Below are 15,746 nucleotides of genomic sequence, written 5' to 3'. Positions count from 1 at the left end.
CATTTGTAAAGGGGATGAAGATTTTTATGAAAGAAGCCCGTCATATTAGAAAAAAAGTACTTTCTGACATAGAAAGCGGCATCATTTCTTTGGAAGAAGGAGTAAAGCGGATACAGCAGCTTGGTTCTCATTCCGCAGGGGGTAACGGACAGGCGATATATTATCAGACGGTCTGGCAGCGGACAGATCTCAGCATTCATGTAAAAGGCGGCCGGCGTGAGGGCAGCCTTTTATTATTTGATAAAAATGAAGATGTGAGTAAAGAACTTGCTGCATTGCATGATACAAGGGTTATCTTGGTTAAGCCGGGGAAAGAGTTTCGAAAAACCGGGGACGGTGTATTTGAAATCGACCCCCGCTCTGAAAGAGATTACATAAACCTGTTAGGATGGCTTATAGAAGAAGAGAAGTCAGATATACGGGAAGCGGTGCATTTATGGTCAGACATGCCGTTTGAAAAAACAGAGAGAGCGATTCGTGAACAATGCGACAGCGGAGTCTATTCTTTGTTTTTATTACAACAGGCGCTCTTCAAAAATAACTGCCGCAAACCGATTAAGCTGTTATATGGATATTTTTCGCATCTTTCTGGAGAACAGCCTCTTTACGCGGCGGCAAGCGGATTTTTGCGGACATTGCAGCTGGAAAATCCGTTAATCTCAGCAAAAAGCATTGAGATGGAGCAGTCAATAGCAGCTGTTCACGCAGCTGATATCATACGCAATGAGCTGAGTGATTTCCAGCCTTCAGATGTAGAGATCCGTTATAAAGACATGCAGCGTTATGTTAAACAGCTCAAAATGTATGAACCCGAAAAAAATTCCGGAAGCGGAGATGTGCCGCTGAGAGAAAATGGAGTATATATTATCGCAGGAGGCGCGGGCGGATTAGGATTTACCTTTGCAGAATATTTGGCTTTTCAAACAAAATGCTGCCTTGTTTTAACGGGGAGATCTCCGCTTTCAGATCATATAAGAAAACAGCTGAGACGATTAGAGGATACCGGTTCTTCAGCTGTTTATGTTCAGGCTGATATTACCAATAAGGAAGAAGCCGAATATGTAGTCAAAAAAGCCAAAACTTCTTATGGAAAAGTAAACGGGGTCATTCAGGGCGCGGGAATCATCCGTGACTCTTTCCTTCTTAACAAGTCACGAGAGGAATTCGATCAGGTAATCAGACCGAAAGTATTGGGTACGATGTGGCTGAATGATGCTGTTGAGAAAGAAAATCCTGACTTTTTCATTTGCTTCTCCTCTACTTCCGCAGTGTTGGGAAATGTCGGGCAATCTGATTACGCGTTCGGAAACAGTTATATGGATCATTTCATGAATATGCGTTCTGCCCGGAATTCTGATACGATTTCTCTCTCTCTGAACTGGCCGCTGTGGAAAGAAGTCGGCATGCAAGTGGATGAGCGCACGGTAGAGACAATGAAAAAGGCGGGTTTTTATCCTTTAGAAAAAGAGGAAGGTAAAGAAGCGTTTGCAGTCGCATTGTCCTCCGGTTTTTCGCAATTTACTGTATTTTACGGAGATGAGCAAATTGACAATCATGTTCAGCAATTATATGAACGAAAAGACAATATTCAGGCAGATGAAGGAACAGGGAGAAATATCGAATCATTTGATTCAGAGAAACTGAAAGCTGAAACATCTGATTTCATCATCAAAGTGATTGCTGCAGAATTCAGGATGCCTGCGGACAAAATAGATGCAGAAGAGGCATTGGAAAAATACGGACTTGATTCCGTTATGATTATCAATATGACGAATGAGCTTGAAAAACATTTCGGCGCGCTCTCAAAAACGCTGTTATTCGAATATCAGACTGCAGAAGAATTGTCACAGTATTTCGTTGAGGAGCACAGGGATACTCTTCTTCATAAACTCCGGTTAGGAGAAAACGGGAGCAGCACCCCATCTCAGAAGAAAAAAGATCATGAACAGACAGCCGAAGTTAACGGGAAACAGAAAATCCAGATGAAAAATCAGGTGCAGCAGGAGAAGTATCATGACAATGATATCGCGATTATCGGTATCAGCGGACGTTACCCGATGGCAAATGATCTTGATACTCTGTGGGAAAACTTATTGAACGGTAAAGACTGTATAACTGAGATACCTGAGGATCGGTGGGATTCGGGGCTGCACTATCAGCCCGCAGCGGGCGATGAAGTAAAAAACCAAAGCAAATGGGGGGGATTTATTGACGATGTGTATCATTTTGATCCGTTGTTCTTTAATATTTCTCCTGCCGAAGCTGAATTAATTGATCCGCAGGAGAGACTGTTTTTAGAGACGGTTTGGCACACCATAGAAGATGCGGGGTACGCAAAGAAAACGCTTGAACGAAAAAACGTCGGTGTTTTTGCAGGGGTTATGTACGGCCACTATCAGCTGTACAGCGTTGGTCACGAAGCGGCCGTTTCTTCCTCATATGCATCAATCGCCAACCGGGTATCGTACTTCTTTAATTTCAGCGGACCAAGTATTGCTTTGGACACGATGTGTTCCTCATCATTAACGGCTGTTCATTTTGCCTGTGAAAGTTTAATCAGGAATGAATGTGAAATTGCAATTGCAGGAGGCGTCAATTTATCCATTCATCCTCATAAATATGAACTCCTGACTCAAGGCGGATTTTTATCCAGTGATGGCCGGTGCAGAAGCTTCGGTTCCGGAGGAGACGGCTATGTGCCGGGAGAAGGGACAGGTGCCGTGCTGCTGAAACCTGTAAAAAAGGCTATTGCGGACGGTGATCAGATTTATTCAGTTATTAAGGCAACAGCCATCAACCACGGTGCTAAGACGAATGGATATACCGTGCCGAATCCCAAAGCTCAAAGTGAGGTCATTACGAGAGCCTTAAAAAAAGGATTTATTGATCCAAAAAGCATCAGCTATATAGAAGCTCACGGAACAGGCACCGCCTTAGGAGATCCGATTGAAATCACCGGTCTGACCAGAGCATTTTCAGATGCCGAACGCGATAAGAAAACATGCGCGATCGGGTCGATTAAATCAAATATCGGACATCTTGAGGCTGCTGCAGGCATAGCGGGCATTACGAAAGTTATTCTTCAAATGAAACATAAAACGATTGTTCCGTCACTGACTCATTCTGCTGAATTGAATGAAAATATACCGTTTCAAAAAACACCTTTTTATGTACCGGACAGTGCCGAAAAATGGGAGTCATCCGTTCCCAGGCGTGCCGGAATCAGTTCTTTCGGGGCAGGAGGAGCTAATGCCCATGTTATTTTAGAAGAATTTGCGGATGAAGCTATCTCTCCTCTCGCGGCTGAAGAACCTGAACAGCTTTTATTTGTTTTTTCTGCAAAAAATGCCGACAGGCTGGCAGAATATGCAAAACGCGCAAAAGAACATATAGCAGCCAGAGATTATCCATTAGAAACACTTAGAAATACAGCATTTACTTTACAAACCGGCAGAGAAGAAATGCCGCACAGATTGGCTGTTATCGCCTCCACAAGAGATGAATTGCTTAAAGGACTGACAGACTATACTCTCGGAAACGCGACGGATCATATTTTTACAAGCGGCAAAGACACAACAGAAGCTCAAAGGATGAATAAAGTTGAAATTGAAGAAGCAGCCGCAAACAGAGATCTTTTGAAGATTGCTGAATACTGGGTTGGCGGTAACGGGGTAGATTGGCCGTCACTTTATAAAGATGCCACTCTAAGACGGGTATCAGCACCCGGATATCCATTTGCCAAAGAGCTGTGCAGAATAGATGCGCAAAATATGGGAAGCCGCCGGATGAACGTTAATAACGATCTGCATCCTTACATTTCATGCAATATATCTGATTTTAAAGCACAGAAGTTTCTTATCAATGTAAGCGATACCGGTTTGTATATAAAAACAAAGTATCAAGACAAGGAAATGTTTCCGTTTCTCAGCCAGATTGAAATGGCGAGAGCTGCCGGAGCGATGGCTTCAGGGAATCCGATTATTAAATTAACAGAGCTCTCCTTTAGAGAACCGATGTTACAAAGCGGAAGCAATGAGCAGATCCGGATTGTATTAACCCCGGATAATCAGGGTGCATCGTATTCTATAGAAAAACAGAGCGACTCATCCATTTATTCCTCAGGGCGGCTCGAATTAGAAGGCGGGGCGTACGAGAACGGAAATATTCATCTTGAGCCGTTTCTGTCTCAGCGCGCAGACCCCATTCCGTACGAAGCGTTTTATCAGCGGCTTGCCGAATTCGGATACAGCTGCAGTGACAGTCTGAAAGCGGCAGAGCACTGCGTCAGCAGGAACGGACAGGTACTTTTAAAAATAAAAGCAAAGGCCGGGCCGAAAGGGTGCATAATCAAACCGGAAGTTATTGAGAGCGTATATCAAGCCGTCATATACCTTGCGGGGGAAAATGCCGGAGAGCTCCCGGAAAACATTAAAGAATGTACGATTTTTGATCATGAGACTGAACCCGTTTATGTATATGCAGAACAAACTGGAGAAAGCGATTCGGCTTATGATATGTATGTATTAGACAATGCCGGCGGGATTTTGATGGAACTGAGCGGGCTGGTTTTTGGCGAAAAGCCTAATAAAAATGTACGTTTTTATGAGCATAAGTGGGATCAAAAAAATCCTCTGATTGAGATCAAAGATAGGGAGCCAAAAACAATTCTGGTCTTTGCAAAAGATGAAGCACTGGCTGGAGCTCTGAAAAATCAATCAGACAGCCGTGTCATTCTCGTCACGCCGGATCAGCGGCAGACCGATCAAAATCTGCTGACATTCTATGTAAACCCGGAAGTGACGTCAGATTACATTCGTTTATTCGAAGAATTAGAGAAAAAGGGGTTTTCTCCTGATGTCATCTTGCACACGGGAGAAACATTTTACGCGGGTGACCGCCTTCTCAGCGGCCTGGAATCAATTTTTTATTTATTAAAAGCCCTGAGCGCCCGCAGTGACGCCTCTCTTTATCTTCATTCTCTGCTTCTTGTTCACTCTTTTAAAGAAGGCGTGAATGATCCGTATACGGGCGCTCTTGCAGGCTGTTTAAAAACGGCAAATATGTTGGTGCCATCCGCAGAGAATGTGAAGTCAATCGGTTTTTCAGAACGTATATCAATTGAAAAAATGGCTGAATTTTGTCTTAACGAAATGGTTTCAGGCGTGGAACGGCAGGCTGAAGAAGTTAAATATATTAATGACAAGAGGTATGTTAAGACATTAAAGGAGTATGTATTCAATCATACAGAGCACTCTCATCAGCTGAAACAGGAAGGGATTTACCTCATAACGGGCGGTTTGGGCGGTCTGGGCCTGATTTTCGCAAAATATTTAGCCTCTCAATATCAAGCAAAATTAGTATTGACGGGAAGGTCACCGTTAACAGCTGATAAACGCCATAACATTGACCGGCTGCAGGCGCTTGGAGGAGATGCGGTATATTATCAAGCTGATGCCGCAGATCAAAAGACGATGGGTCGGGTCATAGAAGAAACGAAACGGACTTGGGGCTCTATTCAAGGCGTTATCCATTCAGCTGGTCATGCCGATGATCGGTTATTTACAGAGATGAATCTGGCTGATTTTTCAGATGGCATGACTGCTAAAATTGAAGGCACGGTATGTTTAGATGAATTAACGAAAGATGAGCCGCTTGATTTCTTTATCGTATTTTCTTCTATTTCTTCGGTCTTCGGAGATTTTGGACAGGTTAACTATGCGTTGGGCAATTATTTTCAAGATCAATATATAAATTGGAGATCCGAACAGAGCCGCCGGCAAGAGAGACAAGGCAAGAGCATTTCGATTAACTGGCCGTTGTGGCGTAAAGGCGGAATGCATTTAAACAAAGAAGCTGAAGAAGCATATCTTTCCGCATCCGGGTTTGATTATTTGGAAACGGAAGAAGGGATAGCGGCTTTTGAGACGATTTTGGCAAGTGACTGTCCGCAAATTTCGGTTGTTACCGGGGATGCCGAAACGACACCAGCAAGAAAAGATCTGCCGCATCAAAAAGTAAATACGCTTCAGGTTCGTCAAGAGGAAATTTCTTATACAGCACCGGCTTATACAGACAATGTCCTGGAAGAACTGAAGCAAATGGTATCGGAATTATTGAAAATTAACATTGGACAGCTGGATACGGCAGAGAATTTCGGCAATCTCGGCTTTGATTCTATCAGTTTGAAAACATTAGCTGTCCGACTGAATAAAAAATACAAGCTTAAGCTGACACCTGCCGTTTTCTTTACTTACAGCCATATTAAGTCTCTTTCAGAATTTCTAAACAGTGAACTGCGTACTGTTGCAAAAGGGAATACAGATGCAGAAAAAAACATTTCTGAAAAAAGGAAAGTAGTGCACGCTGGGAAAACCACCGGGAAAACCGTGAAGCCGCCGCGAAGTTTTCCGTTTGAAAAAAAGACAACAAGACAGGCTGACCATCATCCAGAGAAGCAGCCAGTTGCCATTATCGGGATGAGTTGTGTTTTTCCGGGATCAAAAAATGCAGATGAGTTTTGGATCAATTTAATCAATGAAAAAGATTTGATTCAGGAAATTCCCCCGGATCGCTGGGATTGGAAAAAATACGCCGAAGGCAAAGGAAGCAGCGAAGTACATTCGAAATGGGGCGGCTTTATCACAGATGCCGATAAATTCGATGAGGCGTTTTTCAATATTAATCCGCGGGAAGCAGAACTCATGGATCCTCAGCACAGAATTTATTTGCAGGAGACCTGGAAAGCGATAGAAGATGCGGGTTACAAAGCTTCAAAGCTGTCTGGCAAAAATATCGGGGTGTTTACGGGCATTCAATTTAATGATTACCGCCAGCTGCTGATGAGGCATTCGGACGGGGCGCATGCGTTTGCGGGAACCGGAAACAGCCAGGCGCTCATCAGCAATCGTGTATCCCATTATTTTAATTTCAGAGGTCCGAGTGAGTCCATTGATACAGCCTGCTCAAGCAGTCTTGTAGCAATCCACAGAGCTGTGCGCTCGATTCAAAATGGTGAAAGTGAGCTGGCGGTAGCAGGCGGGGTTTCGCTGCTCTTAGATCCAGTCACGCATATGTATACTGATAAACTCGGTATTTTGTCTAGGGACGGCCGGTGTAAGACGTTTGATAAACTTGCCGACGGTTATGTCCGCGGTGAAGGTGCAGCTGTTCTGTTATTGAAACCATTGCAAGCGGCAATGAATGACAGAGACAATATTTACGGAGTTCTGAGAGGAACCGGAGCAAATCACGGAGGAAGATCTGCTTCATTGACCGCTCCGAACCCGGAAGCTCAGGCAGAACTGTTAACGTCTGTTTACAAAAATGCCGATATTCCTGTTGATACGATATCTTACATTGAAGCACACGGAACCGGGACAGAACTGGGAGATCCGATTGAGATTGAAGGCTTGAAAAAAGCGTTTGGATCTTTTGAGCCGCATTCAGGAAAGAATCATGATCAATATTGCGGCATCGGTTCAGTAAAAACGAATATCGGTCATTTAGAGCCCGCCTCTGGAATGCCGGGGCTGATTAAAGTATTACTATCCATGAAGTATAAAACATTGCCTGCCACACTACATGTCAATGAACTGAACCCTTACATTCAATTAAGCGGAACACCGTTTCATATTGTCAATAAAACTATGAAGTGGGCCAGATTAATAGATCGAAAAGGAAATGAAATTCCGCGCCGTGCCGGAGTCAGTTCCTTTGGATTCGGCGGGGCAAATGCTCATGTCATCGTGGAAGAATTTGAATACGGACAAGATAAAGCAGTAACTGCCGAGCGGGAACAAATCATTGTTCTTTCGGCCAAAACAAAGGAAAGGCTGATGGTTAAAGCCAAAGAGTTAACAATGTTTTTACATGAAGAACTATCAGTTCAATTCAGTCAGCAAGAGGTACAGGAACGTGATTTGCAAGAGGCGGTTCGGGAAGCGGCAGCGGGTATCCTGCGTTTAGATATCGCAGATATAGATGCAAAGACACCTCTTTCGGAATTCGGATTTGATCCGTTGGCTTATTCCGAATTAATCTCTTTTATAAACCAAATGTACGGCACAGAAATATCACTTGACATATTTCAGGAATTAAAGACACTGAGCGAGCTGTGCCGCTATATCAGCAGCATCCGGAATCGATCAGCTGATAAACCGCATAACGGCAATTTTAGAGAAAAGTCCGGAATCGGTCTTGAAGAAATAGCATATACGCTGCAAACCGGAAGGGAACCATTTGAATGCCGCCTTGCGATCACTTGCTCGAATACCGGAGATCTTCTTGAAAAATTAAACGGTTACATCCAGGGGAGCAGGCTGCAAGGTGTTTATGAAGGAAATGTAACGGATTTTGATAGTCTGTACGCTCCTTTATTCGGCGGCCCCGAAGGTCATGCATATGTTCAATCACTGATTCAGCAAAACAAGCCGGCCAAACTGGCTCAGTTGTGGACGATCGGTTGTGAAATCAGCTGGGAAGACTTGTATGAGGAGGAACTCAAACCGGTTAAACTGTCTCTTCCTCTTTATCCTTTCAGCAAGAACAGACATTGGATTCATTTAAATAAAGATGAAGCGCAGAAGGCTGAGGCTTTATCGAACACTGAGCTTCACAACTCAAATAAAGATACAGCAGATGGAGAAATCATGTCGCTTCTTGAAAAAGCACAAACAGGTGAGATGAATACGAAAGAGACGTCAGAGCTGATAGAGGAGTTGCTTTTCCATGAATGAAAAAACGATGCAAATTGAGCAAATCGTGAAAAAGGTGAAAGAATGCAACCTGACGCCTGAAGAAGGGCTGGAATTAATTAAGAGCTTGGGGAAAACCCATCTATATGAAATGGTATGGGATAGATATGAATTTAAAGGCAGTAAAAAATTCCCGCATACGAAAGAGCCAATTTTATTTTTTTGCGAAGACGACAGCATGTATACCGTAATGAAGAGACAGCTTGAAGGTTATGAGGCGCCTTTCATTTACGTGACTTCCGGCGAGCGTTTCGAAGATTGCCGGAACGGTCGTTTTACAATGAACTTTGCAAAAGATGAGGATTATGATGCGTTATGCGGGGTTCTGCGTTCTCAAAATATAAGACCCCGCCATATTATTCATTTTTTAGCTGCCGGGCTCTTCAAAAATACGGAAGATGCAATGAGAAAGCAGCTCAATAAAAGTCTGTATTCCTTGTTTCAAATGTTTCAGGCCTTCATGGCGAACAAACTTTGTCCGAAAGCAGAAATTTTGTATCTGTATGAAAATGCCGAGGGCGAGGTTCAGCCGATTTATAACGCGGTTGAAAGTTTTCTTAAGACCGTACAGGCCGAAAATCCGAATTTCACATGTAAGGCTGCAGAGCTGAAATCAATGTTTGACGAGCCGTTTACAAAGCAGCATATTGCAGATGTCATCTCTTTTGAATGGAACAATCAATGTAAGACGGACCGCTTTACCTGTTATGAGCCGAGGCATTATTATAAAAGGCAGCTTCAAAGAGTAAAAAAAGAAGTTGGGGAGAAACATAGTTTCAGTGTAAAAAAGAACGGTGTGTATTTAATTACGGGAGGAGCCGGCGGTCTCGGGTATCTGTTTGCGGAATATCTGGCGAAACAGGCAGAAGTCAAGCTGATATTAACCGGGCGTTCCCCGGCCTCCCGTGAAACGGCGCAAAAATTAAGCGCTCTTGAAAATCTCGGCGCTGAAGCCTTATATGTCCCGGCAGATATTTCAAAGGAAAAAGAGACGGACGCTTTGATTAAGCACATTAAGCAGACATTCGGAGAATTAAACGGAATTTTGCACAGTGCCGGACTTGTTAAGGATGCATTTATCATAAAAAAAACGAAAGAAAGCATAGAAGAAGTTATAGCGCCTAAAGTATTCGGAACCGTTTGGCTGGATAAAGCAGCTGAAGAAGAGCCTCTAGATTTCTTCGTTATGTTTTCATCCCTTTCGGCCGTTCTGCCTAATGCGGGTCAAAGCGACTACGCCTTCGCTAACGGATGTATGGACGGATTCACCCAGTATCGAAGCATTAAAGGACGTCCCGGGAAAACACTTTCTATTAATTGGCCGTTATGGGATGCGGGCAATATGACAGTCGGGCCGGGAGAGCTGCAGGCTTTAAGACATGCAGGGCTGGAACTTTTATCCGCCCAAGCAGGGCTTGCCGCTTTTCAGGACAGTATGAGCCGCTCTGCTTCTCAGCTGGCTGTTATCAGCGGAGACAAAGATAGAATAAGTGAATTACTCTCAACTGACCATAAAAAGATAGAGACTGTGCCTGAAAACAACAGTAACCTGCCGCAATTACATGAAAAAGATCTGAAAAAGCAAACGGTCCGTCTTTTGACAGAGATCGTCGGAGCGGAAACGGGAAGACCGGCGGACAGTATTTTACCCGAGGATACGTTTGACCGTTACGGAATTGATTCTCTAACGATTTTAGGTCTTAACTCTCGTCTGGAAAAATATTTTGGAAGAGTGTCTAAGACTCTTTTCTTTGAATACAGCAGTGTTGAAGAGCTGTCAGAGTATTTTCTTGAACACTATCAGCATGAGTTGCAGAAGGCGTTTTTACCGGCAGCCGAACAGCGAATTGATCATTCGGCTCCGGCGAAACGGGAGAAGCTTTCCGTTTCCCGCATACCATCCGCACCTTCCGAGGAAGATATTGCGATTATCGGTATAGCCGGCCGCTACCCGATGGCGAAGGATGTGGAAGAGTTTTGGGAAAATATTTCTTCCGGAAAAGATTGTATAACGGAAATACCGAAAGAGCGCTGGGATTTTCGGAAATATTATCACACAGGTGACAATGCCCGTCATGACAGCAAATGGGGAGGTTTTATAAAAGACGCTGATAAATTCGATCCGCTGTTCTTCTCAATTTCGCCTCGTGATGCCGAGTTAATTGATCCTCAGGAACGGTTATTTTTAGAGACAGCATGGCACACGTTTGAAGATGCGGGTTACACAAAGAAAAAGTTGAAACGGCATAAGACAGGTGTATTTGTCGGTGTCACCTACAGCCACTATCAGTTATTTGCAGCCGGTGCTTCAGATGATGAGGAACGTCAGGCGCTCTTGTCTTCTTATTCGTCTATCGCAAACCGGGTGTCATATTTCTTTGACCTGCACGGACCCAGCCTTGCAATTGATACAATGTGTTCTTCTTCACTTTCTGCTGTTCATTTTGCATGTGAAAGTTTAAAAAGGGGAGAATCCACCCTCGCCATAGCCGGAGGCGTGAATTTATCTTTACACCCGGATAAATATACTTTACTTTCCCAAAATCATTTTGTTTCAAGCGATGGGCGCTGCAGAAGCTTTGGAGCGGGAGGAGACGGATATGTGCCGGGAGAAGGAGTCGGGGCCGTTCTTTTGAAATCGCTTTCTGCCGCGAAGGCTGACGGGGACAGGATTTACGGTGTGATTAAGGGAACATCTGTAAATCACGGCGGAAAAACAAACGGATACACTGTGCCAAATCCGGGCGAGCAGGCAAACGTCATCAGTGAAACTCTTGATAAGGCGGGGATTGATGCAGACAGCATAAGTTATATTGAAGCGCATGGCACCGGGACATCTTTGGGAGACCCGATTGAAATTTCAGGTTTAACCAAAGCTTTGCACAGCTCGAAAAGCGATTATAGTTGTGCAATTGGTTCGGTTAAGTCAAATATCGGACACCTAGAAGCTGCGGCGGGAATTGCTTCTATCACAAAAGTGCTGATGCAAATGAAGTATAAACAGCTTGCTCCTTCCCTTCATTCCGATAACTTAAATCCTAATATTGATTTTGAGGAAACACCGTTTTACGTGCAGTCTGAACTGACCGATTGGGAGACGCCGCAAAATCAAGCCAGAAGGTCAGGCATCAGTTCGTTCGGCGCTGGAGGATCTAATGCCCACATTATCATCGAAGAGTATAAGAATGAAGAAAAGATGGAAACGGTACAGAGCAACAAGACGCAAATTATTCTGCTTTCTGCCAAAAATGAAGAACGGCTCAGACTCTTGATTGATGCATATATAAAAGGACTGGAGCCAAAAACGTCACTAGCCGATGCCGCGTACACCTCGCAGACCGGGAGAAACGCTATGGAAGAGCGGCTCGCTGTTGAGGCTAGCAGCATTGACGACCTTCGCAATAAGCTGACGATGTATTTGCGGTCAGATCATAAGTTAAACGGTTTATATAGGGGAAAGGCCCGCCGAGACGCTGGTCAAAAGGATGCCCTGTCAGCCGCCCGCTTTAAAAGTGCAAGAGAAATGGCCATTCACTGGGTGAACGGAGGAGACGTTCAATGGGAAGAGATGTACACTGCGGAATTACCGAAGCTTATCTCTCTTCCCGCATATCCTTTTGAACGGAACAGATATTGGGTGCCTGCCGCAAAAGCAGCACAGAAACAGAAAAAAACAGGTGTACCGCAAAGTTTGCCCCATGCACCGACTGACTTATCATTTGATGTATTAAAAAAAGCGTGGAAAAAACAAAAGGCTGCGCCTTCCGCTTTTACGAAAGGACAGGTGATGATCCTGGCTAATAGTGAAAGTGAGCGGCTTGCATTCGAATTGTTTGATTCAGATCCTCTGATTGAATCCGCTGTCATTTGCGCAGATAACTGGGATCATTCGGATGGAGAAGCCAAAAAAACGGCCCTAGCAGTCATAGAAGAAAATCCGGAAATCATCGGCATGATTGACCTGTCAGATTTGCGGAGTGATCAAAACGGGGTACGCACCGGCACAATCGGGAAGCTGACACTGCTGCAGGAAATCATAAAGACACGTAAACAGCTTTTCGTTTTACATGTGACCAGAGGGCTGCAGACATTTCTGAATGACAAGCCGTCGTTAGCCGGAGCCGAAACAGCCGGACTATATAAAATGCTGAGTGCGGAGTATCAAAAGATAAAATCAAAAACAATAGATGTAGACGGGCATGTCGGGACTGCGGCGGAATTGAGACAGGTAATCACAGATGAAGCTTGCGCTGACGGGCTGTATAGTGAAATCTGCTACCGGAACGGTGAACGTTATATTCCATACGTCGAGAAATTACATGCAACGGAAATAAACCGGAAACTATCCGGTCTGCCAGTATGCCGTACGGATCAAACCCTGGTTATTACAGGGGGAACAAGAGGGATCGGAGCAGAACTTGCCAGACATTATGCCGGCAAGGGAGTCAAAAAACTTGTGTTGATGGGAGTAACCGACCTTCCGGAATCTGATAAAATAGCCGGCATGTTAAAAGACACCGATGAAAAGTCACCTCTTTATTCGAAATTACAACTGCTGCATGAGTTGGATCAAAAGGGAGTTCAGGTGGAAGTGTATTCCGGGCCGCTCACGGAAAAAGAAACATTACAACGCTTCTTTTCAAAGGTGAGACTGAAGTTCGGCAAAATCGGCGGGGTGATTCATTGCGCTGGTGCAGCCAATCATTCGAATCCGGCTTTTATTCATAAATCTGATCAAGAAATAAGAGAAGTATTTGAGCCAAAGGTGCAGGGGATGCAGGTACTTCATGACATTTTTATTGATGACAAACTTGATTTCTTCATTTTGTTTTCATCTGTTGCGAGCGCCTTTCCTTTATTAGGCGCCGGAACAAGTGACTATGCCGCAGCGAACGCTTTTATGGATTACTTTGCGGCGTATCAGCATGCAGCCGGCAGAACGTATTATCAATCAATTAACTGGCCGAGCTGGAAGGACATTGGGATGGGCGAGGTGACCAGTCCATCATATCAGGCACTTGGTTTACTTTCACACTCAACAGAAACAGGTATTGCCATGCTGGATGAAATGATGACGATAAACGGATACCCCTGCCTTATACCGGCAAAGACACATCCGGAGAAATTCAAGCTGGAGCAGCTGCTTCAGACAAGAATTCAAGCTGCTAAAAATAACCCGGATGCTGAAGAAAAAGAGATCTCTGGTCAGGGAGACAATGAAGCTATGATCAGGAAGTTAATGGAGATTTTTTCCGCGGAGCTGAAAATACCTTATGAGAATTTAGATCAGGATACGTCTTTTGCGGATTACGGAGTTGATTCAATCTTACTGGTTCAGCTTGTCAAAAAAGCGGAAGATGCATTTCAAATAAAAATTGAACCATCAGCTTTTCTGGAGTATCCGAGTTTTTCACAACTGGGCGTCTATTTAAACGAATTATTTGCAAGTGAGGGAATCAGTCCTCAAATTGATTCAGAAAACATTGAGGTTCGGAAAAAAGAGCAACATATAAATCAAAATGCTTCCGAAGTACGGGACAGCGGATCTCAAATACAACAAACCAGTCTGAACCAAATCGCTATTATCGGAATGGGCTGTGAGTTTCCGGATGCTCCGGACACAGAAACGTTCTGGACAAACTTGAAGAAAGGACAAAATAGTGTCCGCGAAGTCCCGGCGTCGCGATGGGATATTTCTTCATACTACTCTGACACCTATGAAAAGGGAAAAAGTATCAGTAAGTGGGGCGGATTTCTTCAAGATATTGAGTCTTTCGATCCCGCGTTTTTTAATATGAACAAAAGTGAGGCATCAGAGCTTGATCCGTTAATCAAAAAATGCCTTGAGGTCAGCGTCCAGACTTTGAGAGACGGCGGCTATACAAAAGAAGAAGTATCAAACAAAGAAGTCGGCGTCTTCATCGGTTCGCGGACCGGGACGTTTATGTCCAAAATAGGTTCCCCTTCAAAAAATACGATCGTGGGTATAGGACAAAATTTCATAGGCGCGCATATCTCACACTTTTTTAATCTGAAAGGACCGAATCTGGTTGTAGACACGGCTTGTTCTTCTTCATTGGTCAGCGTCCATCTCGCTTGTCAAAGCCTGATGTCAAAAGAGTCAGATATGGCGATTGCGGGCGGAGTTGACATTTTGCTGGATCAAAAGCCTTACGTCATGCTGAGTGAGGCTCGGGCGCTTTCACCTGAAGGAAAATGTCATACATTTGATGAGAAGGCAGATGGATTTGTACCGGGAGAGGGATGCGGCGCAGTCCTTTTGAAAAGACTTGATGACGCCCTTGCCGAAGGTGACAGAATTTACGCGGTAATTGACTCATCCGCGGTTAATAATGACGGACAGACAATGGGAATGACAACACCTAATCCGAAAGCGCAAAGCGCAGTGATAAAAAAAGCCCTGAAAAAAGGCGGAATTGATGCAGATACTCTCAGTTATGTCGAGACGCATGGCACCGGTACGATGATAGGAGATCCGATTGAATTAAAAGCGCTGACAGAAGTGTTCCGGGAGGTTACGGAAGAAAGGCAATTTTGCGGAGTAGGCAGCGTAAAAACGAATTTCGGACATTTAATGAGCGCAGCGGGGATAGCGAGTATTATAAAGGTTGCCTTATCCATAAAAAATCAGATGCTCCCGCCGACATTACATTGTAAAACGCCAAATCCGCGTTTTAAATTTGATCAGTCGCCATTCTTTCCGAACACGTCTTTAAAAGAATGGCGTCCCAGAAAAGGGGTTTTGAGAGCCGGAATCAGTTCTTTTGGATTCGGGGGCACGAACGCACATATGATATTGAGCGACAGCCATCTCACATTAGGATATGGAGAGACAAAAAGACACCCGCTTTCTCCGGTTATATTCAATAAGGAACAATGCTGGATCGACAATGGAGAAACTCCAGAAAAGGAAGAGTCAGAATTGCTGATTCCTTTACTTGATTTCAAAGAATTATAAAGAAAAGAAAAGGA

2 protein-coding genes are annotated in these 15,746 nt (G+C 44.2%); both read left to right on the top strand.

Features of this window, described 5'->3' with window-relative positions:
• The first annotated feature begins 26 nt into the window (after positions 1-26).
• Positions 27-8,735 carry a type I polyketide synthase gene (locus D5S11_RS05735; protein ID WP_108724993.1) on the top strand — a complete coding sequence of 2,903 codons (8,709 nt, stop codon included), beginning with the start codon at positions 27-29 and terminating at the stop codon, positions 8,733-8,735.
• Positions 8,728-15,732 (top strand): SDR family NAD(P)-dependent oxidoreductase, encoded by a 7,005-nt coding sequence (locus D5S11_RS05730; RefSeq protein WP_108724992.1) that lies wholly within the window; start codon positions 8,728-8,730, stop codon positions 15,730-15,732. The genes D5S11_RS05735 and D5S11_RS05730 overlap by 8 nt, the downstream gene beginning before the upstream one ends.
• Positions 15,733-15,746: the final 14 nt, after the last annotated feature.

This window comes from Bacillus sp. L75, from assembly GCF_003676355.1.
Lineage (GTDB): Bacteria > Bacillota > Bacilli > Bacillales > Bacillaceae > Bacillus > Bacillus velezensis.
This window is presented reverse-complemented; position numbering and strand designations above follow the sequence as displayed.

Excerpts from the sequence above, each read along its gene's own strand:
- D5S11_RS05735 (WP_108724993.1), top strand. The coding sequence starts at position 27 with ATGAAAGAAGCCCGTCATATTAGAAAAAAAGTACTTTCTGACATAGAA.
- D5S11_RS05730 (WP_108724992.1), top strand. The coding sequence starts at position 8,728 with ATGAATGAAAAAACGATGCAAATTGAGCAAATCGTGAAAAAGGTGAAA.